The following is a 25452-nucleotide window of genomic DNA, read 5'->3' as shown; positions in this document are numbered from 1 at the left end:
TCCTGCAGACCGGAACCGTTGCGTAGGTAGACGTCTCGGATGCCTCGCCGGTTGGCAAATCGCGTCGCGGTCCCGTGACATCCCACCGTGGAGGCAGCAGTGGTGGGGCTGACGACCTACCGACTACCGATTCTTCGCGGCTCCGCAGGCGCCCTCATCGCGTGCGTGGTGTCGGATACTGGCCAGCCCTCGCGGTTGCCCGAGAGCATTGTGGGCCGAATGGCCGACTCCCCTGAAGGACCTCTTGATCGGTTCGTCCTGTCCAGCGCCGGGTTCGAGCGGAGGTTGCGCGCGGTGCGGCCCGGGCAATGGGCGTGGCCGACTCCCTGTACGGAATGGAACGTGCGCCGGCTGGTCAACCACATGACCCGGGGAAACCTCAACTACGTGGGCCTGCTGCAGGGCGGTACGAGTGAGGAGTTCCTGCGCCTACGGGACGCTGACGCGCTGGGCACGGACCCCGTCGGCGCGTACGCCCGGTCCGCCGAGGAGTGCGCCGAGGCGTTCGCCGCGCCCGGCGCCCTGGAGCGGATCCTCGACTACCCGCTGGGGAAGGTGGCCGGGCGGCAGGCGCTCGCGGTGAGAACCACGGACGCCACCGTCCACACGTGGGATCTCGCGCGGGCCATCGGTGTCGACGACGTCCTCGACGCCGGACTCGTCACGTGGATCGACGACCACCTCGAGGACATCTACGCCGGACTGGCCGAGACTCCCGTCGCCGTCGACACGACCCACCGGTTCTTCGCCGCTCCGGAAGGGGTACTCGCGGCGGACGCGTCGCGGCAGGACCGGCTGCTGCGGCGGATGGGCAGGACACCGGCACAGGGCCGCTGAGGCCTGGATTACCGGTGCCGGGCAGTGCCGGGAGCGGATGCCCGCATCGGCGAGTAAAGCGGGCAAAAGAGGCAAAAATGTAGATCATGATGGACCGACCGCCTCCCGGCGATGAGCCGCCCGTGGACCCAGGTGCCGCGACCTACGATCTTCCGTTGGTGAACGGGGGTGCCTGAGGGGGTCGACTACGCCTTCGGGAGGCCGAGCATGGCCGCCCTCAAGTCCGCCGGCGTCAAGTTCGTCTGCCGGTACCTGTCGCACAGCCCCAGCAAGAACCTCACCGGGCAGGAGGCGCGCAAGCTCACCGACGCCGGGATCTGGATCGTCGTCGTCTGGGAGACCACGGCCAAGCGGGCGCTCGACGGGCGCGCGGCCGGGGCGGCCGACGCGGCCGACGCGCGTGCGCAGGCGAACGCCTGTGGGATGCCCACCGGGCGGCCCGTCTACTTCGCCGTCGACTGGGACGCCTCTTCCGGGCAGCAGGGCGCGATCAACAACTACCTCGACGGCGCCGCGAGCGTGCTCGGCAGGGAACAGGTGGGGATCTACGGCGGCTACGGGCCGGTGAAGCGGGCCCTGGACGGCGGTCACGCCGTGTGGGGATGGCAGACCTATGCCTGGTCCGGTGGCAAGTGGGCCGGTGGCGCGCAGCTTCAGCAGTACTCCAACGGCCACACCCTCGGTGGCGTCGGCGTCGACTACGACCGGGCCACGAAGGACGACTACGGCCAGTGGCGCATCGGTGCCACGCCAGAAGGAGAGGACGACGTGGCTCTGGTCTCCAGCCTCGGCACGGACGGCACGCAGGTCATCGACGCCGGCACGACCACCGACGTCAAGTTCACCATCGAGTACACCGACAAGCACGGGCTGCACGGCGAGGACGGCGCGTCCGTGGTGATCGCGCCGGCGGCGTACTGGGTGACCGCCGACGCGATCTTCGAGCTGCACGGTCTCGTCCCCGGCACGACGCTCGACGTGTCCTGGACGCGGGTCACCGACGACGGGACCTTCATCGACGACGCGTGGCGCCTCACCTACATCGCCGACGAGACCGGGGTGATCCGGGACCAGCTCGGCGGTCAGTTCGGCGTCGACGCCACCAACCGGCTACGGCTGCGCGTCTACAACGACGGCGAGGAGCCGGTGACCGTCCAGGGCTGCCTGGCCAAGGCCACCCTTCTCAAATATTGATCGGCGCTCAGTCCCAGGCCACGCGCAGCACGGTCGTGGCCGCCAGCGGGTCCTCACCGCGGTGGGTCGCGAGGACGCCTTCGCCCTCCGGGGTGTTCGCGTAGACCGGCTCTCCGGCCGACACCCAGGTGTTCCACGCCGTGGCGAAGGCCGTCGCGCGGCCGCGGTTCTGGCCCAGCGCCGCCGGGACCGCGTGGTACACCACGCCGTCCGCCACGGCCGTACCCGCGAGCCATGCGCGCGCCCGTGCCCGTACGGGAGCGGGCCGCAGCACGTACCGCGAGACCAGGTAGCGCGGCGAGGCGATGGGGGAGAGCACCTCGTCCAGGGCGAGGGCGAACCGCCGCGACGTCTCGGCGTCGACATCGGCGAGCGAAAGACGGTACGACCCATCCGGCTCGACGCGGGTCACCACACCCTCGGCTCCCCGCGGTGACAGCCCGGACGCCCGCAGCCCGTCCGCGACGGCACAGGCGAACCACAGGAGCGGCGGGTCACCGACGGCGCCTGCGAGCAGCCGCCCGGCCCGCCGCAGCGTACGGTCGCGGCGTACGGCCAGGGCGCCGCCGGCGAGGAGCAGAGGGCCGCCCAGCAGGACAGAGACCCAGGTCAGGACGGCCAGTGCCGAAAAAAGGACCCCGGCACCGATCAGCGTGGAGACCACGCGGGCACCGGCCGGCGGGGACGGTACCGGCTGGGCGCAGGCGGCGGCGGGGACCACCGCGGGCGGCTCCGACGGACCGGCCGGAACGAAGGTGGGCGTGAGAGTACGGACCGGTCGTACCCGGAGAGTGTGCACGAGCTCGTCGCGGAAGCCGGTGCCGAGCCGCCACGCCGTACGGGTCTCCTCGCGTGCCGCCGCACGCTCGCCCATCGCGACGTTCACCGCGTCCAGGCTCGCGACCGGCGGCGGGGCGTACGGCGAGAACGCGGCGTCCACGTGCGCCACGCCCGACACGATCTCCCCATCCGGAGCGGCGGCCAGATACCCCCGATGCTTGCGGACGAACCGCTGCCAGTCCGCGGAGCCCTTGGGGTGCCGGTCCGTGACGCAGACGACCGTCCAGACGTTCGCCACCTTCTCCGGCCAGGACGGGTCGAGCCGCAGCGCCCGCCCGCGCGTCTGCACGACGGACGTCGTGGTCGCGGCCGCGGTGAGGTCGACCAGCACGTTGACGCCGCGCGCGTCCCAGCCCTCGCCCAGGAGCGCGCGGGTGCCGACCAGAACCCGGCAGCGTCCCTCCTCGAAGAACGCCGTGACCAGGGCGACCCACGTACGCGGCGACCAGGGGCCGCCGATCACGCAGAGCCCGTCGTCGAAGGTGATCGACAGCTCCGGCCGCCCGGCCCAGGCCACGAACGCCCGTGCCGTGTCCGGCCCGGCGGCGACGGTCTTTCCGGTGACGAGCATCGGGTCGAGCGCGCGGGTACGTTCGTCGGCGACGAGGTTGCCGAGGACCAGCCAGGCCGAGCCGGCCTCCGGCTCGAGCACCCCGCGCAGGAGCGCGGGCAGGCGGACACCCGCGCGTTCGTGGTCGCACAGCACGAGGGCGCGCAGCCGCTCCCCGAGCGCGGTGTCCTCGGCGGCGGTGATCTCCACGGTCGCGTACGTCTTGGCGGCGCTGCGGGCCAGCACCCGGTCCACCGGGGACTGCGCCGCCCTGATCCCGCGCCGGGTGAGCCGGTAGCCGACCGCGGGCAGCGCACGCCGGATCGCCTCCCGCAAGCCGTCGTCGGTGAGCGCATGGGTCACATAGTCATCGAGAAGCTCGACCCAGTCCTCGGCGGACGGGGCGTGCCGGTGCTCCTCGCGCAGCCGGGCACCGGCCGGCAGGTCGAGCAGCCCGGCGTGGTGCATGCGCAGCGCCGCCGCGGCGAGCCGTGGCTCGTCCTTCTCGATCCGCACCCAGGGGACCGTGCGGGTGGTGAACCTGGCGTCCAGCCAGGTCAGAAAGTCGGTCGAGGTGACGAGGCCGGTGGTCAGCTCGGCGAAGCGCTCGGCCTCGCCCGCGATGTGGCCGGCCTCGACGGCGGTGGGCGGGGTGAGCCAGGCCAGTTCGGCGAAGGGCGCCAGGTGCCCCTCACGTACGAGCGCCGGGATCGACGCGCCGAGGATCGGGCTGCCGAACAGCGTGTCGACCAGCCCCGCCTCGGCGGGTGAGAGCGACTCCGGCGGCGTCCCGGTGAGCCCGAGGACGAGCGCACCGGGCAGCCGGTCGAGGACCTCGGCGACCAGCCGGCCCCACACGTCGAGCAGGTGGTGGCATTCGTCCAGCACCAGAGTGAGCGGCCCGGCGCCGGCCAGCCGGTCGATGAGCTCCCGTCCGTTCGCGTGCAACCGCCGCATCGGGCTGCGGGTGTGTCCCTCCACGTCGGTCTCCGTCTCCGGATCGAAGATCGCGAGCGACTGGTAGGTGAGCACCGTGACGTCCGCGGCGAGGGACCGGTCGGCGCCCGCCGTCGTGGTCGCGGGGGTGAAGCCTCGCCAGTGCGCGATCCACTGGTCCTGGATCGCGGTGTTCGGCACGAGGACGACGGTCCGGCGGTCCAGGCGCCGGGCGGCCTCCAGGCCGATGAGGGTCTTGCCGGCTCCTGGCGGCAGCACCACCCATGCCCGCCGCCGGCCCTCCGCCCACGCCGCCGCGAGCCGGTCGAGGGCCGTCACCTGATAGGGCCGGAGCATTCCTGGCCAGCATGTGAGGGAGAAACCGGCGGTCATCGCGCCATGATGGCACCCGCACGGAGACCGGCCTCTCGTGCCGCGAACGCCACGGACCGCAGATGGCTCCCCGCGGTCACGAAACGGTGGGCAGAAGATGACAAAAAACCAGGTGGGGAGCAGTGACACTTTCGCGTCAGTGGAGCATATGACGGCCTCCACAGAACACCCGCTATTGTCACCGTCCGTGCCAGTCCGTTCACTTCGCGATCCGGACGGTTCTTTTACGCGTCTCGTACAAGTTGAGAACCTATGCTCCCAATCCGGGACAGAGGAGTGCATATGGGGCAGAGTGTGGGCGCCTCCGCCGGGGACGACCAGGACGACGAGCCTGGTCATGAGCCGGGGGGTTCGCTCTGGCATGCCCTCGGCCTGACCGCCGCCTCGGCGGTCATCTGGGGTGTCGCCCATCTGGTGGCCGGCCGCCGTGTCGCCGGCCTCCTCCTCATGGCCCTGCTCGCCCTCCTGCTCGGCGGCGCCATCGTCGTCGTGCTGGACTTCCGCGACGATCTCCAGCAGGTCGCCGTCCAGCGCGACTGGCTGGCCGGCATCACCATCGGCATCCTCGTGCTGGCGCTCCTGTGGGCCGCCATCGTGGTCCGGTCCTACCTGGTCGTCCGGCCGCGCGGACTGGGCGGCGCGTCGAGGGTGCTCGCCGTCGGCATGGTCCTCGTGCTCGTCATGGGAGTGTGCACGCCGCTCGTGTGGGCGGCCCGCGACACCTACACGCTGCGCGACACGATCGGCACGATCTTCCACGGCGACGACGCGGCGCCCCCTGCGGTCGTCAACGTCGCGGACCCGTGGCAGGACAAGCCGCGCGTCAACATCCTGCTGCTGGGCGGGGACGGCGCAGGCGACCGCGTCGGGATCCGTACCGACAGCATGACGGTCGCGAGCATCGACACCAAGACCGGCGACACCGTCCTGATCAGCCTGCCGCGCAACCTGCAGCACTTCACGGTGATCCCGCGGCTGCGCAAGCGGTGGCCGTACGGGTTCACGGGAGTGTCGCCCGGCGACGAGGGCCTGCTGAACGAGCTGTTCCAGGACGGCGAGGACGACAAGTCGCTCGTACCCGGCTTCGACAAGGGGCGACGCGGGCCCGAGCTGGTGCGCGAGGAGATCTCCTACCTCATCGGCCAGCCCATCGACTACTACGTCCTGGTCAACCTGTTCGGTTTCGCCGACATCATCGACGCGATGGGCGGGGTCAAGGTCCACATCGCCCAGGACATCCCCTACGGCGGCCCCGAGGACGGAAGCGCGCCCACGGGAGTACTGAAGGCCGGAAACCGGAAGCTGAAAGGCAAACAGGCCCTGTGGTTCGGACGCTCGCGCACGTCGAGCAGCGACTTCGTCCGGATGGGCCGGCAGAAGTGCCTGATGAAGGACGTCGCCGAACAGGCCGACCCGCAGAAGGTGCTGACGAGCTTCCAGAAGCTGGCCAAGGCGGCGAAGAAGACGATCTCCACGAACATCCCTGCGTCGATGCTGCCGCCACTGGTCAAGCTGTCCGGGACGATGAAGCAGGGCGCCCAGGTGAGCAGCCTGATGTACGTGCCGCCGCAGTTCCATGTCGTCCGGCCGGACGTCGCGGTGATGCGGCAGGCGGCGGCCAAGGCGATCGCGGCCAGCGAGAGCGCGGGACAGACGCCACCGCCCAGTCCGGGAGCGTCGGCCGATCCTGGGGCTTCGGCGGACCCGAGTGGGAGCGCCGACCCTTCCGGGAGTCCGTCGGCAAGTCCTGACCAGCGGAAGAGCAAGGCGGTCTCGTTGGCGACGGCCTGCGGGTGAAAGGCCCTTTTGAATTATGTGCCGACCCCTTGGTAGTCCTTTGGTGTTTCTTTTCAACGGGATTCACGCAAGGACTGGTCCTTACCGGGCAATCGAGGCAGGTGGGGTCATACGTGCGGTAGGATCCACCAGTCATTGCCTAGGGTTGCTGACCGCGTCTATTCGAACACTTTGCACACCGCACTGTGTGGCAGGCCGTCCTCATCGGGGGCGTGAAGCGCCGCCACGAGCAGAGGATCAGGAGACTTCATGGCACCACGTCAGTATGGAGGCCGGGCGGTGAACGGCCGCGAGCCGATCCCGGTCGCCGGACTCTGGCGTGCCCTGGGACTCACGGTGGCATCGTCGTTCGTGTGGGGTGTCGCGCACGTCACGGCGGGCCGGCGTGCCGTGGGCTTCAGTCTCATGGGGCTGCTGGCGGTGCTGATCTTCGGCACTGCCACGGCGGCGCTGGCGTTCCAGGATCGTCTCAAGCAGATGGTCGTCCAGGGTTTCTGGCTGAATGTGATCATCGCGGGCATTCTCGTGCTCGCGGTGGTGTGGGCGTTGATCGTCATTCGCTCGTTCCAGATCCTGCGGCCTCCCGGTCTGCCGACCGCGATGCGGGTCACCTCCGGCGCGCTCGTGGTGATCATGGCGCTGATGGTGTGCACGCCACTGGTGTACGCGGCGAACGCGACGTACGTCCTGCGGGACACGCTCTCGAGCATCTTCTCCGGTGACAAGGGCGGCGCCGCGGTGAACGCGTCCGACCCGTGGAAGAACAGGCCGCGCGTCAACATCCTGCTGCTCGGCGGTGACGGCGGTAAGGACCGTAAGGGCATCCGAACCGACAGCATGACGGTCGCCAGCATCGACACCAAGACCGGCAACACCGTCCTGCTCAGCCTGCCGCGGAGCCTGCAGAAGTTCCCCGTGCCGCCGAACCTGCGGTCCAAGTGGCCCTACGGCTACACCGGCGACGCCCCGGACCCCCAGCACCCCGGCAGCGTGGGACTGCTCAACGAGCTGTACATCCAGGGCGAGGACCACCCCGAGCTCGTACCCGGCGGATACCCGAGGGGCAGACGCGGCCCGCACATGGTCGAGAACGTCATCGGCTACCTGCTCGGCCTCAAGATCGACTATTACGTCCTGGTCAACCTCGACGGGTTCAAGGACATCGTCAACGCCATGGGCGGCGTCACGGTGCACGTCGAAAAGGACCTGCCGATCGGCGGTGAGATCGTCAACGGCGTCCAGACGCGTCCGCCGACAGGCGTTCTCAGGGCCGGTACGCACCACCTGGACGGTGAGAAGGCCCTCTGGTACGGCCGCTCCCGCGACGCCGACGACGACTTCCACCGCATGGACCGGCAGAAGTGCCTGATGAAGGACATCGCGGACCAAGCCGACCCGCAGAAGGTCGTCGCCAACTTCCAGAAGCTGGCCAACGCCGCCAAGAGCACCATCTCCACCAACATCCCGGCGGCACTCCTGCCCGCCCTGGTCAAACTGTCCGGCACGGTCAAGCACGGCGCCGACATCCAGAGCCTGCCGTTCAACCCCGGCAAGCTGCCCGGTTTCCACGTGTACGAGCCGGTGCTGAGTGTCATGCACAGGGCGACCCAAAGGGCCATCGCCAAGAGCGTGGCTCCGCCACCGCCGCCCGCGGCGAGCACCCCGGCCGCGACACCCACCACGAGGCGTACCACCACCAGCGCCAGCAGGAAACCGGCGACCGGTACCGCCGGCGGCCAGTCGCTGAAGAACATCTGTAAATAGAGGCGTCACGGTCACCCGGCCGGGCGGGGCAGAATGTCTGAATGACCGGTAACCTCCCGGCCGGCCGTCCTCTGCGCCGCCGCGTGCTGGTCGCGATCGTCGGCGTGGCCGCCGCGGCGGTCGTGCTGTTCGCGATCCCGCTGGCGGTCGTCCTGCAACGGCTGTACCGCGACGAGACGATCGTGTCCCTAGAACGCGACGCGACCCGCATCTCGGCCGCCGTCCCCGACTCGATCGCGCAGCACCCGAAGCCGGTGCCGCTCGTCACCCGCATGTCGCGGCGCCTGAGCGTCGGCGTCTACACCCTGCAAGGCCGGCGCGTCACCGGCCGCGGGCCGGGGAACTCGCCGGTCGCCGGCCGAGCGGGTGACGGCCACGTCCACGAGGCGGTCGAGCACGGCCTGCTGACCGTGTCCGCGCCGGTGCCCTCCGACGAGTCCATCGTCGCGGTGATCCGGGTGGCGACGCCGTACGACGACGTCACCGCCAGGGCCGAGCGGTCCTGGCTCCTCATGGCGGGACTCGCCGTTCTCGTCATCGGACTGGCCGCGGTGGTCGCGCGGCGTCAGGCGGTACGCCTCGCCGCCCCGCTCGAACGGCTGACCACGGACGCGCAGGCCCTCGGCGACGGCGACTTCAGCATCCGGGCGCGGACGGTCGGCGTCCGGGAGGCCGACGCCGCGAGCCGTGCCCTGGAGGCGACCGCCCGGCGGCTCGGTGACGTCCTCGACCGGGAGCGTGCCTTCAGCGCGCACGTGTCCCACCAGCTGCGCACTCCGCTGACCGGCCTGCTGCTGGGGCTGGAGGCGGGCCTGGAGGAGGACGATCAACGAGCGGTGATCCGCACCGCCCTGGAGCGCGGCGAGCATCTTCAAGAGATCATCGAGGATCTGGTCCGGCTCTCGCGTGGCAGCGCCGGTGACCGTGGCGTCCTCGACGTGACCGCCCTGCTCGACGAGGTCCGGGCCCGTACGGACGTGGACGTGCGCGTCCCGGACAGGTTGCCGGAGGTACGCGCCTCGCTCACCGCCGTACGCCAGATCCTGCACGTCCTGCTGGACAACGCGGTCACCCACGGCCGCCCGCCGGTCACGGTGTCCGTGATCGACCTCGGCAACGGCCTGGCCATCGACGTCACGGACACGGGACCGGGGATCCCCGACGGCACGGACGTCTTCCGCGCTCCCGCGGACGGCCATGGCATCGGGCTCGCCCTCGCTCGCTCACTTGCCGAAGCGGAGGGGGGACGCCTCATTATCCGGCGTTCTTCACCCCCTACGTTTAGCGTTCTTTTGCCAGCGGGTGGATACGGTAGCCGCGATTAGTCATCGGCCCGGCCCGTTCACCCCCCTCTCGCCGCGTCGCGTTCATACCGATAGCCGCGCCCGCGCAAGGTGGTGATATGCGCATATGCCCCGAGCTTCCGCCGCAGAGCGGAGACGTGCACGTCAAGAGTCTTGGTCGGGCCGAACCAGTTCTCGTCCCAGACCTCGTCCATGAGCTGCTCGCGGGTGACGACCTCGCCCGCACGCGTCACCAGCGCCGTCAGCAGGTCGAACTCCTTCGGCCGCAGCGGCACCTCGGCCTCGCCCGCGTGTACCCGGCGCGCCGGCACGTCGAGCCGGACCTGGCCCACCGTGAGGACGTTCTCACCCGGCGGCGCGCCCTGGCGCCGCAGATGGGCGCGCAGCCGCGCGACGAGCTCGGTCAGCCGGAACGGCTTGGTGAGATAGTCGTCGGCCCCGGCGTCCAGCGCCACCACGACCTCGAACTCCTCGGTACGGGCGGTGAGCACGACGATCACGGCCTGGGGCAGGACGGCGCGCAGCCGGCGGCACAGGTCGACACCCTCGATGTCGGGCAGCCCGAGGTCGAGAAGGACGAGATCCGGCGGATCCGCACGCGCGTGCGCCAGCCCGTCCTGCCCGTCACGGGCCAGGCTCACCTCGTAGCCGGTCGCGGACAGGGCCTTGAGTAGCTCCGAGCCGATGACGGCGTCATCCTCCACGATCAAGATGTGTTCACGCGGCACGTCTCTGATCCTAAGGATCCCCCCAAAACGACCATTCATTGATCCCAGCGCACGCGGAAGCGGCGCTCAGGGAAAGGCCGAGGGGTTCTCTACATGACAGACGTCAGCGTGGTCGTCATCGTCTACAACGATGCCGACCGGCTGCCGGGCGCGGTGCGCTCCGCGCTCGACCAGTCCCACCGCAACGTCGAAGTGGTGATCGTCAACGACGCCAGCACCGACGCGACGGCAGGAGTGGCCAACGCGCTCGCCGCGGCGGAGCCCGAACGCGTACGGGTGATCCACCGGGCGGAGAACTCCGGCGGCTGCGGGCAGCCGCGCAACGACGGCATCGCCGCGGCGTACGGCACGTACCTGATGTTCCTCGACAGCGACGACACGCTCGACCAGCACGCCTGCCGCAACCTGGTCGCCGCGGCCGAGGAGAACGAGGCCGAGCTCGTCTCCGGTTGCTGCTGGCGCGTCTTTCCGGACAAGCGTGAGGAACGCGCCTGGTACCGCGGCGTCTACCGCGAGCGCGGCGTGTACGCGTCGGTGCGTGAGCACCCGCAGCTGCTGTACGACACGTTGTCGACCAACAAGCTGTACCGCCGTGACTTCCTCGACCGCGAGGGCCTGCGCTTCGTCGAACGCCTGCACTACGAGGACCTGCTGTTCAGCACGCAGGCCTACCTCGCCGCGAGGAAGATCGCGATCATTCCGCACCGTGTCTACAACTGGATGATCTACGAGAACGCCGAGACCCTCTCGATCACCAACCAGCGCGCCGAACTGCGCAACTTCTCCGACCGGCTGGAGATCTTCCGCCGCATCGACGCGGTGTACGCGCGCTACGGCGCCGATGACCTCAAGCTGTCCAAGGACGTCAAGTTCCTCAACCACGACCTGCTGCTGTACGTCCGGGGGCTGCGCAGCCGCGACCGGTGCTACCGCGAGGCGTTCCTCGCCCTGGCGCGCGAGTACATGGCCACGCTCGACCCTCGCGCGTACGAGGAGGCGCACGAGCTCCCGGCGATCATCGGGTTCATGGTCGCCAAGGGCGACCACGAGGGCGCCATCACCGCCGCGGACTACGTGGGAAAGGGCGGGGTCGGCAAGCCACGGCTGACCGCGCCGCTCGTCGAACGCGAGGGCCGGATCTACTGGTCCGCCGACCATCTCGACACCGCGGAGGGGCGCCGTATTCTCGACGTCACCGAGCTCGGCATCCACTCGCTGCCGCTCAAGTCGCTCAACCCGGGGGGCCGGGTCACCCGGATGGAGCGTTCCGGGCGCGTGCTCAGGCTGGCCGGGGACGTCGTCAACCCGCTGAACCGCATCGGCCGGGACGCCACATTAGGCGCGCGCCTGGAGTTTCGCGACCGCAGCCGTACCGGCCGGTTCTTCGCGGTGCCCGCCGAGGTGGAGTACGCGGACGGCAGGCTCCGCTGGAGCGCCGAGGTCGAACCGGGCCGCGACGTACGCCCGCTCGGCTTCGTCGACCAGAGCTGGGGCCTGCGGCTCCGGCTGAAGGCCGGCGACGACACTTTGGTCATCCGGCTGTTCGCGAACGACCCGTTGGAGCTGTCGGTGCCGGTACGGCCACGCCTGACGCGCCTGGCCGGCGACCACTTCGAGGCCTACGTCCCCGAGAACGGTGAGATGGCCTTCCGTCTCGTCGCGCACGGCCGCGCCGGCCGCGTCACACTCGCCGCGCTGCGCAGGCTCACCGCCTCCGGCCGGGGACGGCGCTGGTGGACCGCGCTGCTGCGTGCCGAGCGCCGGTGGAAGTCGGTCTTCACCCGGCGCGCCACCAAGCTCGCCGTCTACAACAAGCTGCTCATCCGCCTGCCGATCCGTCGCGAGACGATCGTGTTCGAGAGCCACCTCGGCAAGCAGTACTCCGACAACCCCAAGTACATCTACGAGGAGCTCCGCGCGTCCGGTGCCGGCCACACCGCCATCTGGTCCTACGCCAAGAGCACGGCAGGCTTCCCGAAGGACGCCAAGTTGGTCCGCCGGGGCTCCTGGCCTTACTACCTCGCGCTCGCACGAGCCGGCTTCTGGGTGGACAACCAGGGACTCCCGCGTGAAGCGGTCAAACGCCCGCAGACCACCTACATCCAGACCTGGCACGGGTCGGCGTACAAGCGGATGGGCTTCGACGAGCCGGGGGTCAAACGGAGCACGAAGGTCCAGCGCGCCCGTTTCCAGCGCACCGTCGACCGCTACGACGCCTTCCTGATCCGGTCCGAGCACGACGCGAAGACCCTGGCCAAGGGGCTGGGCGTCCGCGCCGAGCTGATCCGCAGCGGCTATCCGCGCAACGACGCGCTCATCAACGGCGGCGACACCACCGGCCTCGCCGCGGAGCTCGGGCTCCCCGGCGACGACCGCAAGGTGGTGCTGTACGCGCCGACGTTCCGTACCGGCCCGAAGGGCAAGGCGCAGAAGCGTTTCGAGATCCCGTTCGACCTGGAGGAGTTCGCCGAGGAGCTCGGTGAGACCCATCTGCTGCTGGTGCGGCCGCACTACCTCAACGTGGCGGTGATCCCGCCGAGCCTGAGCGGTGTCGTCCGTGACGTGGGCGCCGTGCACGACGTCACGTCACTGCTCCTGCTCACCGACGCACTCGTCACCGACTACTCGTCGCTCATGTTCGACTACGCGCTGCTCGACCGGCCCATGGTGTTCTTCGCCCCCGACCTGGAGGACTACGCCCGCACCCGTGGCACGTACTTCGACCTCCGGCAGGAGGCGCCCGGCCCGGTCGTCGCCGGCCCCGACGACCTGTTCGCCGCGCTCGCCGACCTGGACGGCCTCGCCACGACGTACGCGAAACACCGGCGTGGGTTCGTCGAGCGCTACGGGGAGTACGACCGGGGCACAGCCGCGAAGCAGATCGTCGACCGGTTCTTCACGGGGGATCACGATGCGTGACATCTTCATCGTCTGCAACAACTTCGAGGAGCTCGGCGGCCTGCAGCGATGGGTGCACCACGTCGCGCGGCTGTTCGCCGACCGCGGTCACCGGGTGCGCGTGATCGGCGTGACGCACGCCGACGAACCCCACGACCACGGGCGTGACCTCCCGTACGACCTGACCGTGCTGCACGACTCCCCGCCGCCGCCCCGGCGGAAGGGACGGCTGCGCGGCATACGGCGCGGTTCCGTCCAGCGGAAGGGCGCGGCCACGCTGAGCCGGATGTTCCGCGCCGCACGGCCGGGCGGCGTCATCATCGCGGCCCAGGTGTGGGCCATGGAGTGGGTCGCGCTCGCCGACACGGCGGGCATGCCCGTCATCGGCATGAGCCACGAGTCGTACCAGGCGACCAGGGCCTCCTCGCGCTACGAGCGGGTCAAGCGCTACTTCGCCGGCGCCCACCGCTTTCTCGTACTCAGCACCGAGGACGCCGACTCCTGGGCCCGCGATGACATGTCCAACGCCGACTTCATGCCCAACCCGCTGCACGTGACCCCGTCGGCCTACCCCGACCTGTCCCAGCCGGTGGTCGAGCTGCTCGGCCGGCTGTCCTTCGAGAAGGGGCAGGACATGATGCTGGAGGCGTGGGCGGAGGTGACGGGACGGTTCCCGGACTGGCGGCTGCGGCTGTACGGGTCCGGGCCCGACGAGGAGGCGCTGCACCGTCAGGCCGACGAGCTGGGCCTGACCGAGACCGTGGAGTTCGCCGGGACGACCTCCGACGTCGAGGGCGCGCTGACGCAGGCGTCGGTCTTCGCGCTGTCCTCGCGGGTGGAGGGCTTCCCGATGTCGGTCATGGAGGCGATGGCGTACGGGCTGCCGACGGTGGCCTTCGACTGCGCCCCGGGCGTACGGGAGCTGATCACGCACGAGTCGGACGGGCTGATCGTGCAGCCGGGCAACACGATGGAGTTCGCCGGCGAGCTCGGGCGGCTGATGGGCGACGAGGGCCTGCGCGCCAAGCTGGGCGGGCAGGCGCGCTCCTCGGTGCAGCGCTTCTCCGCCGACATGGTCATCGATCGCTGGGAGCGGATGTTCGACCTGGTCGACCGGTGATCCCGCTCACGGCCGGCGGACCCTGAGGCGGCTGCGGGGCCGGGTGCGCTCCCACGTACACGGCTCGACGTCCTTGGGCTCCTCCATCGCCCGGATGGCCAGGCTCGTCAGGCTGATCAGGAGTGCCCCGGCAGTGTCGGTGTCCAGGAGCACGGTCACCCAGTCGTCGTCGGGCCGGACCACCACCTGCCCGCTCTCGACGAGCACCTTGTCGAGGCGCTGGACGAAAGGACGGGTGAGCCGGAGGTCGGCCTCCTCGCCGGTGTGCAGATGCAGGATCTGGCCACCGTGGAAGCTGAAGCTCCGACCGGTACCACAGGAGGGACGACTGGCCTCCAGCCCCGGCCATGTCGTCAGCTGCGCGGCCACCCGCTCGCCCGCGCTCCGGCTCTTCGGGGAGCCCGTCACGGCAATAGCATTGCGTGCCGGCCGCTTTCCTCATAAGAGCCCGCATCCCAATTGTTATGAATGGACTTCGTCATTTTTCGCCTCGTGGTCACCACGGCGACGCCCGAATATGGCCTTCGTCGTGGTCAGGGCCCTCTGGCAGGGGGTGACCAGGGACGAGGCCGTACGGTAGATGGATGATCTCTCGTACCGATGTCGAAGCGGCCCGCCTCCGCGTGGGCTCGCGGGTCCGCACAACTCCGGTGTTCGAGGCCGACGGTCTGTGGCTGAAGCTCGAGCAGTTGCAGCACACGGGCTCGTTCAAGGCGCGGGGCGCCTTCAACCGGGTGCTCGCGGCGGTCGAGCACGGCGGCCTCCCGCCGGCGGGCGTCGTGGCCGCGTCGGGGGGGAACGCGGGCCTGGCCGTCGCCCACGTGGCGCGTGAGCTGGGTACACCGGCCGAGGTGTACGTCCCGGAGACGGCACCGGCGGTCAAGGTGGCCCGGCTGCGAGCACTCGGCGCCTCCGTCCGGCAGGTCGGCCGCGAGTACGCCGAGGCGTATGAGGCCGCGACGAAACGCGCCGCCGACAGCGGGGCGCTGTTCTGTCACCCGTACGACCAGCCGGAGGTGTGCGCGGGCCAGGGCACACTGGCGCTGGAGCTGGAGGAGCAGACCGGGGGAGTCGACACCGTGCTGGTGGCGGTCGGCGGCGGGGGCCTGATGGCGGGCATCGCCGCGGCCCTGGAGGGCCGTGCACGCGTCGTCGCGGTCGAGCCGGAGGGCTGCCCGTCGTTCCACGCCGCCCTGGCCGCCGGGAAGCCGGTCGACGCCGAGGTGTCGGGCGTGGCGGCCGACTCCCTGGGCGCCCGCCGGACGGGCGAGATCCCCTTCGCGGTGGCCCACCGCACGGGCGTGACGTCCCTGCTGGTCGGCGACGAGGACGTGATCGCCGCCCGCCGCGCTCTGTGGGAGCGTCACCGCATCGCCATCGAACACGGCACCGCCGCGGCCTACGCCGCCCTGCTCACGGGAGCGTACGAACCCACCGAGGGCGAACGCGTCGCCATCATCTGCTGCGGCGCCAACACCGACCCCTCGGACCTCGCCCACTAGCCCGACCCCGGGCGGTGGCCATGACAGCCTTCTGACATGCCCAACGCAGAGAACAGCGGTCCCTGGTTCGTTCCTCCCGCCGGGGGTTTCACGGCCAAGGATCTCGATCACATCCCGCGGTTACCGCGGCACGCGCAGCTGATCGATGGCGGTTTGGTCTTCGCAAGCCCGCAGAGCAACATCCACATGATGACGGTTTCGCTGCTGACCGACGGAATACGCCGAGTCGTTCCATCTGATCTACGCGTACGCCGTCAGATGACGGTCACCCTGTCCAGTCGGCAGCGACCGGAACCTGATGTGATGGTCGTCTGGGCGGAAGCCATCTCCGGAATGGACCAGAACGACTTTCAGCCGGCTGACATGGTTCTGGCGGTCGAGGTCGTGTCGCCGGACTCGGAGGTTCGGGATCGGGAGCGGAAGCCACAGCTCTATGCCGCAGCCGGGATCCCGCACTTCTGGCGAGTGGAGAACACGGGGGGACGGCCCACCGTCTACGTGTACGAGCTTGATCCGGCGACCAGGGCCTACACGCTCACCGGGATCCACCACGACCTGCTGAAGCTCACCGTTCCGTTCGACATCGACCTGACCGAGATCGACGAGATCTAGATGTACTGACCACGGAGGTTGGTGACGGCGACACGGTGCGATGATCTTGAAATAGGTGAGGGCCTTCTGGCTCGGTGTGGATTGCGACATCTGCACCGGCGACCAGAAAGGCCCTCATGCCGCACCGTAACGCACCCCTGAGTGAGACCGGACGCCTTCGCCTGGCCCGCTGTGTCGTGGAGGACGGCTGGCCGCTACGGCGGGCCGCTGAACGCTTCCAGGTCTCGGTCACGACCGCCCAGCGGTGGGCAAGCCGCTACCGCACCCACGGTGAGGCCGGGATGGCCGACCGTTCCAGCCGCCCACACACCAGCCCACGGCGTACCCCGACCCGGACCGAGCGGCGGATCATCAAGGTCCGGGTGGCGCGGCGGTGGGGACCGGCGCGGATCGCCGGCCTGCTGCATCTGAACCCGGCCACTGTGCACCGGGTCCTGGTGCGCTACCGGCTCAACCGGCTGGCCTGGACCGACCGGGCGACCGGCCGGGTGATCCGCCGCTACGAACACCAAGCACCGGGCGACCTGGTCCACGTCGACATCAAGAAACTCGGCAACATCCCCGACGGCGGCGGACACAAGACCCTAGGCCGCCAGGCGGGGCGTAAGACCCGCTCCGGCGCCGGGTACAGCTACATCCATACCGCCGTCGATGACCACTCCCGCCTGGCCTACAGCGAAATCCTCACCGACGAGAAGAAACACACCGCCGCCGCGTTCTGGACCCGCGCCCAGGCCTTCTTCACCTCCTGCGGCATCACCGTCCAACGCGTCCTGACCGACAACGGCGCCTGCTACAAATCCCACCCCTGGCGCGACGTCCTGGCCACCGCCGGCATCGTCCACAAACGCACCCGCCCCTACCGGCCCCAGACCAACGGCAAGGTCGAACGCCTCAACCGCACCCTGCTGGAGGAATGGGCCTACGCCCGCCCCTACCGATCAGAGACCGAACGACGCCAAGCCTTCCCCGACTGGCTGCACGCCTACAACCACCACCGCGGACACACCGCACTGAACGGCCAACCACCCGCCAGCCGCATCCCCAACCTCACGGGACAGAACATCTAGAGCCAGTCGCGCTTCTTGAAGATGGCGTACAGGGCCAGTGCGGTGGCGATGAGGATGCCGAGGCTGACGACGAAGCCCCAGTGCTTCTGGTAACCGGGGTAAGGGACGTTCTGGCCGTAGAAGCCCGTCACCGCCGTCGGTACCGCGATGATCGCCGCCCAGCCGGTGAGCTTCTTCATCACCTGGTTGAGGTGGTTGCCCTGGATGGCGATCCGGCTCTCCTGCAGGCTCGTCACGACGTCGCGCAGGCTCTCGGTCCACTCCGTCGCGCGTAGCACGTGGTCGTAGACGTCCTGGAAGTACGGTGTCATCTCCTCCGGGACGACCTCCAGGTCGCGGCGGAGCAGGGTGTTGACCACCTCGCGCATCGGCAGGACGACCCGGCGCAGCAGAGTCAGGCTCTTGCGGAGGCGGTAGCTGCGGTACTGCGTGTCCCTGGTGGGCACCTCGTCGGCGAAGAGGCGCTCCTCCAGCCCGTCGATCGCGCCGTCCAGCGACTGCACGGCATCGAAGTGCCCATCGACGATGAGGTCGATCAGCCCGTGCAGCAGGTACGCGACGCCGTACTTCGCCAGGTCCGGGGAGTCGTCCCACTGCTTCAGCAGCGCGTCGACGTCGAACTCCTCGTCGCCGCGTACGGTCACGAGTGCGCGCTCGGTGATGAACGCCGAGATCTCGTGGGTCGCGAGTGCGCCGCTCTCGTCGGTCAGGCGTACGGCGTAGGCGTTGAGGAACAGGTGGCCCTGGTAGTGGTCGAGCTTGGGGCGTTCGTGGTGGCTGATCGCGTCCTCGACCGCGAGCGGGTCCAGGCCGAACTCCTCGCTGATCACCTGCAGGCCCTCGGCGTTCGGGTCGCACAGGTCCAGCCACACGATCGTGTCGGGTTCGGCCAGGTAGTCGCTGATCCGTGCGGCCGGGAAGCCCTCCTTCTCCAGCTTTCCACCGCGCCAGACGCGGGTGCGGGCGTTCAGATCCATGAGTCGAACCACATCCGGGCATGCCAGGCGTCGTACGGGATGATCTTCCCGGTGAGCACCGGATACAGGAAGTAGAAGTTGGCCAGCACGATCAGAACGTACGCCCCGGCGGCGGCGGCACCCAGCATCCGCCGGGCCGGCAGCGCGTCGGCCGGGCCGACGATCATCCCCATCACCAGCACGATCGACAGCACCATGAAGGGCAGCATCGGGGTGGCGTAGAACAGGAACATCGTGCGGTGGCCGAAACCGAAGTAGAACCACGGCACCCAGCCGGCCAGGAAGCCGGCGACGATCGCGCCCGCGCGCCAGTCGCGCTGGACCAGCCACCAGCCGACCATCACCAGCAGCGTGACGATCGAGACCCACCAGATCGCGGGCGTGCCGATGCTCAGCACCTCGCGTGAGCACTTGGCGGCGCCGCAGCCCGAGGGCTCGGTGTAGAAGAAGGCCACCGGGCGTTTGAGCACCATCCAGTTCCACGGCCAGGACTGGTAGCTGTGCTTGACCGTGAGCGTCGTGTGGAAGTGCCACATCTGCCGGTGGTACTCCAGCAGCTTCGGCATCGCCTGGACGAACGTGGAGATCGGGTTGCCGGCGGTCTTGGGGTGGTTCCAGCCGCCCGCGTTGAAGATCCAGCCGCTCCACCAGGCGATATAGGTGATGCCGCTCAGTACGACGAGGGACAGGAACGCCGGGATCGCGTCGAGCGCGAACCCTCCGGCGTACGGCTGGCGCACTCCCGCCGCGCGGCGCGCGCCGATATCCCAGATCAGGGCCATCAAGCCGAACGCGGCGATGTAGTACATCCCGGTCCACTTGGTGGCGACGGCCGTGCCCAGGCACAGGCCCGCCGCGATGCGCCACCAGTGCATGACGAACGGGCCGAGGTCGCTCTCGTTGCCGGTCTCGCCGATCTTGCGTGCGAGCGCCGCGCGGGTGCGGTCACGGTCGATCACCAGGCAGGCGAACCCGGCCAGGATCCAGAACATCACGAAGATGTCCAGGATCGCGGTGCGGCTCGTCACCAGGTGCATGCCGTCCACCGCGAGCAGCAGCCCGGCGGCGGAGCCGAGCAGGGTCGACCGGGTCATCCGGCGTGCCACCCGGGCGAGGATCAGCACCGACAGTGTGCCGATCAGCGCCGCCGAGAACCGCCAGCCGAACGGCGTCATGTGGAACATCCACTCGCCGATGGCGATCAGCCACTTTCCGGCCGGCGGGTGGGCGACGAAGCTGCCACCGTCGGTCCAGATGTGGGTGTTCCGCGGGTGCTGGAGTAGGAGCTGGTCGGCCTTCTTGGTCGTGTTGTGCTCGTACCCGAACTTCAGCAGCGCATAGGCGTCTTTGGCGTAGTACGTCTCGTCGAAGATCACGGCACGTGGCTTGGAGAGGTCCCAGAACCTCAGCACGCCCGCGAACAGCGTCACGGCGAGCGGGGCGAGCCACCCCACCAGCCGGTTGCCCGGGATCGCCGGCGCCATCCACTGGCGCAGCGATGGTGGGCGCTTTCCGCGCTGGAACGGGGATGCCGTTGGTTCGAACCCTGTCATCGCCACCACCCCGACATCGTACGGGGGGAAACCAGGCCGATCGTGCACTTCGTGCTGCCTGCTCTCACAAGACTCGGTACCACCGGAGGTACGTGCCGTGGATGTGGTCGAAGATGGGGGTTGTGCAAACCACTGGGACGCTGACGCTGGCCGCCGCGCCGATCGGCCGTGCGGAGGACGCATCCGTACGCCTTCGCACCGCACTCGGCGCGGCCGACATCATAGCCGCGGAGGACACGCGCCGGCTGCGGCGTCTCACCTCCGACCTGGGCGTCAGTCCCACCGCGCGGATCGTGTCCTACTACGACGCGAACGAGCGGGCACGCGCCGCCGAGCTGCTGGAGCAGCTGCGCGACGGCCACGACGTGCTCGTCATCACCGACGCGGGCCTGCCCGGCGTCTCCGATCCCGGCTACCGGCTCGTCACCGCGGCGATCGAGGCCGAGGTGCCGGTCACCGTGCTGCCCGGCCCCTCCGCGGTCACGACCGCCCTGGTCATCTCGGGGCTGCCCAGCGACCGCTTCTGCTTCGAGGGCTTCCTGCCGCGCAAGGCCGGTGAGCGCTCGGCGCGCCTGGCCGCCCTCGCCGCCGAGCCCCGCACGATGATCTTCTTCGAGGCTCCGCACCGCCTGACCGCGGCCCTGGAGGCGATGGCGGCCGCGCTCGGGCGGGACCGGCCGGCCGCCGTGTGCCGTGAGCTGACCAAGACCTATGAGGAGGTACGCCGCGGTCCGCTCGGTGAGCTGGCCGAGTGGTCGGCCGGGGGCGTACGCGGTGAGATCACGGTCGTGGTCGGGGGAGCCCCGGACCGCGCCGGCGAGGCGGACCTCGGCGAGCTGGCCGGAGAGGTCGAGCGACGGGTCACGGATGGCGCACTGAGAAAACAGGCGATCGCGGAGGTTGCGCGGGAGCATCATGTGCCGAAAAGGGAACTTTATGACGCAGTGATCGCGCGGAAAACCATGCGATGACGATGATTTGACGCAAGCTTTACGCAGCTCAGGGGGCCACAGAAGGCTACTAATGGGGAAAACTCAGGGCGTGACGTAATCCGGTTCGCCCGGGGGTGACAGGTAATGCACGAATCCATGATCTCGCGTGAGACGTGGAAATACGAGTGCCTCGGCTGCCTGCACGAGTGGCAGGAGGAGTTCGAGGTCGGTCGCTCCTCCGACGGGCACGGCGGTGATGTCGTCGTCTACAGCCGCATGGGCCAGCGATGCATCTCGCCCTGGGCCGAGCTGTTCTGCCCCCGGTGCGGCGGCTACGACGTCAAGACCCTGCCCACCGGCTGGGCCGAGGTGGCCGTGCTGCCGCGGCATCGCTACGCCGAGCTAGAGATGATCTTCCGTCTCCGCCGGCTCCACGCGTACTAGGCCGTACCTCTTGACCGCGGCCAGGTGACCACAGCGGTGAGACCTGGCGCTCAACGGGTCAGGTTCAGGGTCGCGATCAGGTCCTCGTGCAGTTCGAACCACACCCGGTGGCACGAGTCCCGGTCGGTGCCCGTGATCCACGCCGGCTCCGTGCTCGCCTGGTTCAGTGCGACGGCGAAGAGCTGGTGGTACCCGGCGAACCGGGCCAGGTGCGTGGTCAGGCGCGCCTCTAGTGCGGCCAGCGCGTGGGCGGGCGCTTCGAGCGTGGTGATCGTGGCGGTGAGGGTCACCGGTTGTTCGCCGATGCCCATCTCGGCAAGCTGCCAGGCCGTGCAGGCCGCGCCCACCACATCGTTGAGCGGCAAGAAATCCTGGTAGATGTCCTCTACCGCCAGGCGGGCGCCCGCGGCGTCGAGTTCGGTCGCCAGGAGTCGCTCGCCCTGCTGCTTGCCGGCCTCGGTCAGAGACCAGCCGCCGTCACCGGCGAAGGAAGAGCGGGCGACCCATCCGCGGGCCTGTGCGTCCAGCAGGTGCTCGGCCGTCTCGGCCTCGGGCAGCCCGGTCCGTCCGGCGATGCGCGCGGCGGTGGCGTAGCCGAGGGTACGCGCGGCGTGCAGGACCAGAACGTCGGCCCGGGTCGTTCGGCTCATCAGGCTGTCTCCTCATCAGCGGCGGTCACGGTGCCGCCGGTGCCGTCCACGAGCACACGCCGCCCGTCGGCGAGCACCGTCATGGCGCCCTCGGCGGCCAGGACCGCCGGGATGGCGAACTCGCGTGCCACGATCGCGGCGTGCGCGAGCATGCCTCCGATCTCCGTGACCACCGCGGCCGCGCGGGCCAGTAGCGGTGTCCAGGCCGGAGAGGTCGTGCGGCAGACCAGTACGTCCCCGGCGGTGAAGCGGCCGAAGTCGTCCAGTCCGGCGATCAGCCGCACCCGGCCGGCGGCGGTGCCAGGGCCGGCCGCCGTCCCGGCCACCAGCACCTGCCCGGCAGCCGTCACCGGCCGTGCCGCAGTGTGCGGTGTGGTCGTGATCGGGCGGGCCTGTAGCACCCACACCTTCCCGCCCGCGATGGCCCATTCGATGTCCTGCGGACAGCCGAACAGGTCCTCGATCCGCCGGGCGGCCTCGGCCAGATCGAGTGCCTGCCACGCCGTCAGGGCCCCGGCACCGCGCGAGCTGGTCACCACGTCCCTGCCGAGGGTCCAGCGTTCGGGCGTGACCGCGCCGTCCGCGAGCCTGTCTCCGAGCCCTGTGGTCGCCTCGATCACCACCTGCTCGGCGCCGGTGACCGGGTGCCGGGTGAACGCCACCCCGGCCGCCTCGGGATCGACCATGACCTGCACGATCACCGGCACCAGTTCCCGCGCCGGGTGAACGGTCCGTGCCGCATAGGCGGTGGCCTCCCTGCTGCTGCCCGAGGCCGCCGTGCGCCGCACCGCCTCGGCCACCCGCGCCGGCGTGGTCGCGTTCAGGGTCGTGTGCAGCTGGCCCGCGAACGACGCCTCGGACCCGTCCTCGCCCAGCGCGGAGGACCGCACCGCGAACGGCCCGCGACCCAGTCTCCGCAGGGCCGGCGCCAGCTCGTGCTCCCAGCCCTCAGCGCGCGGGTCGTCGATGACGAACCCGTCAGGCACCGCGAAGCCCGCGCGCAGCAGGCGCCCGAGGTGCGTGGCCTTGGCCCCGCACCGTGCGTGGGCGTCGGCCAGCGGCACCAACACGGGTCAGGACTCCGTGGTCGGGTGGCCGACGCGGGCCAGCACACGGTTCAGGCGTTGCTGGGCGGCCTGCGCCGAGCCCAGGTCGAGCGCGTCCGCGATCTGCGGCCACGTCATCCCCGCTCCACGCGCCGCGAACAACAGTCCGGTCTCGAGCTGTTCGAGCTCCACGCGCGCTGACGCCAGCAGGCGCAGCCCTGCGGCCGGCACCTTGGGATCAATGCCGGGTTCGCGCGCGGCCCAGGCGGCGAACCGCACGAGGTCGGCATCTGAGGCGGGCCGGTCCGGATGCTGCCACGGCCTGCGTTCGAGGCCTGCGGCGCCGGCGGCGCCCAAGACCTCACGGGCCTGGTCGAGGTCGGCGGCGTGGTGCTGATCGTTGCTGGCCATGCGACCACCTCAAGCCCTCAACGTCATGTTGTCAACATGGCGTTGAGGGTGGAAGCCACTAGACGGGCCTCAGGACGCGGCGACCGCATCCTTGGTGGGCGACTCTCCCGGTGAGGTCTTCTCCTCCGGCTCGTCGCCGGACGCGGACCGCCCGGACGTGCGGCCGCGCCACCGGAACGCCTTGCCGAGCTTGGCCCGCGGCTCGCGCGAGAAGGTGATCGCGGCGGCGAGGCAGGCCAGCGGCACCGTGGGCAGGACGTAGCGGTAGTCGAACTCGGCCGTGGCCGGGGGCACCAGCAGCAGTCCCGTCGCGGTGATCCAGGGCAGGAACCCCTCCCCGCCCCAGCGCCGCCACATCGGGATCATCCCGGCCAGGCCGACGATGAGGATCCCGCCCAGCATCGTGCCGGGAAGGTGGACGAACCTCTGGTAGCCGCGGATCGACTCGGCGTACGGGTCGATGATGCGGGTGCGCGCGTTGCCGTCCTCGTAGGTGTGCGCCTCGGAGGACGCCGTACGGTCGCGGCTCATGCGCCAGCTCGGCAGCGCCGCGGACTTCGCGCCGAACTGGTACATGTCGTAGGTCGCCTTGTCCGGGAAGACCGAACGGTGCCACTTGAAGGTGTAGAGGAAGTCCTTGGCCACGACGCGGGCGTAGTCCAGCGGCTGGGCCAGGATGGCGCGCTTGGCGAAGTCGCTGGCGAGCTGGTTCTGGTAGTCGGTGAACCTCGCCGCCGGGATCCGGTGGAACGGGGAGTTGCGGTCCCAGATGGCGTCCTGGGAGAAGGTCAGCGGAGTGTGTGAGGTCTTGCTGTCCTTGCAGAGCGGGTACTCCGAGACCGGCGGCTTCATCTTGTTGCAGTCGGCGAACTCCGTGACCCGCGCGTACAGGAACACACCGCTGCTCGTCGTCATCCCCGGCTTGCCGTACCAGGACCAGAACCAGCCCGCGTACGCGCCCAGCGGCAGCGCGCACAGCGCGACCGTGGCGACCAGCACCCGCCAGTTGAGCCGCTGGATCAGCAGGTAGACGACGACGGCGACCAGCACGGGCTCGCCGACGGTGCGGGTCAGCGTCATCAGCCCGAGGAGCAGCCCGACGACCCCGCCGATCTTCCAGGTGATGGCCTTGCCGTGCCACAACAGGATCGTGACCACCGACACGAGCAGGAACTCGAACATGATGTCGGACAGGATCAGGTGCTCGAGCTGGATCTGGTACGCGTCATACAGCAGCGGCACCGTCGCCAGAGAGGCTCCCCAGCCGGGCAGGCGGGACCTTCTGCGCAGCACGGCGTAGATCATCACGGCCCCGGCCAGGCCCATCAGGTGTTGCAGGCCCGCGACCAGGGCGAAGCTGTGGAACGGCCGGAGGATGTACAGCAGGAACGAGTAGCCGTCCGGCCGGATCGGATGCGGGTACGGCGACATCGCGACGTGGAGGTAGTCGAACGAGTCGTTGAACCACGACGCCGGGCGGTACCCCAGCATGGCGAGCATCCGGAGCAGCGTGCCGCCGGCGAGCACGACGGCGAACGTCTTGTGACGGCGGATGACGGCGATGGTGGACGAGAGAAGACCGAATGAGACGAACCCGACACGGCGGGCGTGTGTGGTCTCCGCGTCGGCGTCCGCGTCGACGGGTGTGACCTGGGATTCGTCCTCAGCAGACTGCTCGGGCGGCCCGTCGGGTGGCGCACCCGTAACGGCGGACTCGCCGTTGCGTTCTCCCGCGGTTGTCAAGTCCGACCGACCTCTCTGGACAGCACAGCCCTTATCCTGTATCCCCCAGCCTGCCGTCAGCCGGGTGCTTCATGCGGAGTCAAAGGTTGCGGCTTTGCAACACGTAGCCGCTTGCCGGCGGGCATCATGGGTAACACACGCCACTTGTCGG

Annotated in this window: 21 protein-coding genes; 12 read left to right on the top strand and 9 right to left on the bottom strand. The window is 69.8% G+C overall.

What is annotated here, in order from left to right; all coding sequences use genetic code 11:
• The first annotated feature begins 219 nt into the window (after positions 1-219).
• A complete protein-coding gene (locus tag FB559_RS07135; RefSeq protein WP_141954557.1) occupies positions 220-837 on the top strand; it encodes a TIGR03086 family metal-binding protein in 618 nt (205 codons plus the stop codon).
• Between the two features lie 207 nt (positions 838-1044).
• Positions 1045-2031 carry a glycoside hydrolase domain-containing protein gene (locus FB559_RS07130; RefSeq protein ID WP_141954555.1) on the top strand — a complete coding sequence of 329 codons (987 nt, stop codon included), beginning with the start codon at positions 1045-1047 and terminating at the stop codon, positions 2029-2031.
• A gap of 7 nt (positions 2032-2038) precedes the next feature.
• Here the strand turns inward: FB559_RS07130 and FB559_RS07125 are convergent, their stop codons facing one another.
• Positions 2039-4714 carry a DEAD/DEAH box helicase family protein gene (locus FB559_RS07125; RefSeq protein WP_246121395.1) on the bottom strand — a complete coding sequence of 892 codons (2676 nt, stop codon included), beginning with the start codon at positions 4712-4714 and terminating at the stop codon, positions 2039-2041.
• Positions 4715-5032: 318 nt separating this feature from the next.
• Here FB559_RS07125 and FB559_RS07120 point away from each other — a divergent pair, with 318 nt between their 5' ends.
• The 3 genes from FB559_RS07120 (at position 5033) to FB559_RS07110 (ending at position 9636) form a co-directional block, all read left to right on the top strand.
• Positions 5033-6547 carry an LCP family protein gene (locus FB559_RS07120; protein WP_185792076.1) on the top strand — a complete coding sequence of 505 codons (1515 nt, stop codon included), beginning with the start codon at positions 5033-5035 and terminating at the stop codon, positions 6545-6547.
• Between the two features lie 249 nt (positions 6548-6796).
• Positions 6797-8311, top strand: a complete 1515-nt coding sequence (locus FB559_RS07115) for an LCP family protein (protein ID WP_141954548.1) — start codon at positions 6797-6799, stop codon at positions 8309-8311.
• Positions 8312-8352: 41 nt separating this feature from the next.
• A complete protein-coding gene (locus tag FB559_RS07110; protein ID WP_141954546.1) occupies positions 8353-9636 on the top strand; it encodes a sensor histidine kinase in 1284 nt (427 codons plus the stop codon).
• Positions 9637-9653: 17 nt separating this feature from the next.
• Here the strand turns inward: FB559_RS07110 and FB559_RS07105 are convergent, their stop codons facing one another.
• A complete protein-coding gene (locus FB559_RS07105; RefSeq protein ID WP_425455108.1) occupies positions 9654-10325 on the bottom strand; it encodes a response regulator transcription factor in 672 nt (223 codons plus the stop codon).
• A gap of 111 nt (positions 10326-10436) precedes the next feature.
• Between FB559_RS07105 and FB559_RS07100 the strand changes: the two genes are divergently transcribed.
• On the top strand, positions 10437-13262 hold the full coding sequence (locus FB559_RS07100) for a bifunctional glycosyltransferase/CDP-glycerol:glycerophosphate glycerophosphotransferase (protein ID WP_141954542.1): 2826 nt from the start codon (positions 10437-10439) through the stop codon (positions 13260-13262).
• Positions 13255-14361, top strand: coding sequence for a glycosyltransferase (locus FB559_RS07095; RefSeq protein ID WP_141954540.1), 1107 nt, complete (start codon positions 13255-13257; stop codon positions 14359-14361). The genes FB559_RS07100 and FB559_RS07095 overlap by 8 nt, the downstream gene beginning before the upstream one ends.
• Before the next feature lie 6 nt (positions 14362-14367).
• Here the strand turns inward: FB559_RS07095 and FB559_RS07090 are convergent, their stop codons facing one another.
• The gene (locus tag FB559_RS07090; protein WP_141954538.1) at positions 14368-14769 is read right to left on the bottom strand and encodes a luciferase domain-containing protein; all 402 of its coding nucleotides are present in this window, start codon (positions 14767-14769) and stop codon (positions 14368-14370) included.
• A 176-nt stretch (positions 14770-14945) separates the two neighbouring features.
• Here FB559_RS07090 and FB559_RS07085 point away from each other — a divergent pair, with 176 nt between their 5' ends.
• From FB559_RS07085 to FB559_RS07075, 3 genes are all read left to right on the top strand, one after another.
• On the top strand, positions 14946-15863 hold the full coding sequence (locus FB559_RS07085) for a threonine/serine dehydratase (RefSeq protein WP_141954536.1): 918 nt from the start codon (positions 14946-14948) through the stop codon (positions 15861-15863).
• A gap of 36 nt (positions 15864-15899) precedes the next feature.
• A complete protein-coding gene (locus FB559_RS07080) occupies positions 15900-16475 on the top strand; it encodes a Uma2 family endonuclease (protein WP_141954534.1) in 576 nt (191 codons plus the stop codon).
• 116 nt (positions 16476-16591) lie between these two features.
• The gene (locus FB559_RS07075; protein ID WP_141954532.1) at positions 16592-17545 is read left to right on the top strand and encodes an IS481 family transposase; all 954 of its coding nucleotides are present in this window, start codon (positions 16592-16594) and stop codon (positions 17543-17545) included.
• On the opposite strand, the gene FB559_RS07070 is transcribed toward FB559_RS07075, so the two are convergent.
• Together FB559_RS07070 and FB559_RS07065 are read right to left on the bottom strand one after the other, a co-directional pair.
• On the bottom strand, positions 17542-18522 hold the full coding sequence (locus FB559_RS07070) for a magnesium transporter CorA family protein (protein WP_141954530.1): 981 nt from the start codon (positions 18520-18522) through the stop codon (positions 17542-17544). The genes FB559_RS07075 and FB559_RS07070 overlap by 4 nt on opposite strands.
• Entirely contained in the window at positions 18513-20075 is a 1563-nt protein-coding gene (locus tag FB559_RS07065; protein WP_141961543.1) for a dolichyl-phosphate-mannose--protein mannosyltransferase, read from the bottom strand. Before FB559_RS07065 ends, FB559_RS07070 begins: the two co-directional genes overlap by 10 nt.
• A gap of 122 nt (positions 20076-20197) precedes the next feature.
• Here FB559_RS07065 and rsmI point away from each other — a divergent pair, with 122 nt between their 5' ends.
• Positions 20198-21046 (top strand): 16S rRNA (cytidine(1402)-2'-O)-methyltransferase, encoded by an 849-nt coding sequence (gene rsmI, locus FB559_RS07060; RefSeq protein ID WP_141954528.1) that lies wholly within the window; start codon positions 20198-20200, stop codon positions 21044-21046.
• A gap of 105 nt (positions 21047-21151) precedes the next feature.
• On the top strand, positions 21152-21451 hold the full coding sequence (locus FB559_RS07055; RefSeq protein WP_141954526.1) for a hypothetical protein: 300 nt from the start codon (positions 21152-21154) through the stop codon (positions 21449-21451).
• 50 nt (positions 21452-21501) lie between these two features.
• On the opposite strand, the gene FB559_RS07050 is transcribed toward FB559_RS07055, so the two are convergent.
• From FB559_RS07050 to FB559_RS07035, 4 genes are all read right to left on the bottom strand, one after another.
• Entirely contained in the window at positions 21502-22101 is a 600-nt protein-coding gene (locus tag FB559_RS07050) for a hypothetical protein (protein WP_141954523.1), read from the bottom strand.
• A complete protein-coding gene (locus tag FB559_RS07045) occupies positions 22101-23171 on the bottom strand; it encodes a PEP/pyruvate-binding domain-containing protein (RefSeq protein WP_141954521.1) in 1071 nt (356 codons plus the stop codon). Before FB559_RS07045 ends, FB559_RS07050 begins: the two co-directional genes overlap by 1 nt.
• A gap of 3 nt (positions 23172-23174) precedes the next feature.
• The gene (locus FB559_RS07040) at positions 23175-23558 is read right to left on the bottom strand and encodes a hypothetical protein (RefSeq protein WP_141954519.1); all 384 of its coding nucleotides are present in this window, start codon (positions 23556-23558) and stop codon (positions 23175-23177) included.
• Between the two features lie 69 nt (positions 23559-23627).
• Positions 23628-25301, bottom strand: a complete 1674-nt coding sequence (locus FB559_RS07035; RefSeq protein ID WP_246121394.1) for a hypothetical protein — start codon at positions 25299-25301, stop codon at positions 23628-23630.
• Positions 25302-25452 lie beyond the last annotated feature (151 nt).

Source organism: Actinoallomurus bryophytorum, assembly GCF_006716425.1.
GTDB classification, from domain to species: Bacteria; Actinomycetota; Actinomycetes; order Streptosporangiales; family Streptosporangiaceae; genus Actinoallomurus; species Actinoallomurus bryophytorum.
This window is presented reverse-complemented; position numbering and strand designations above follow the sequence as displayed.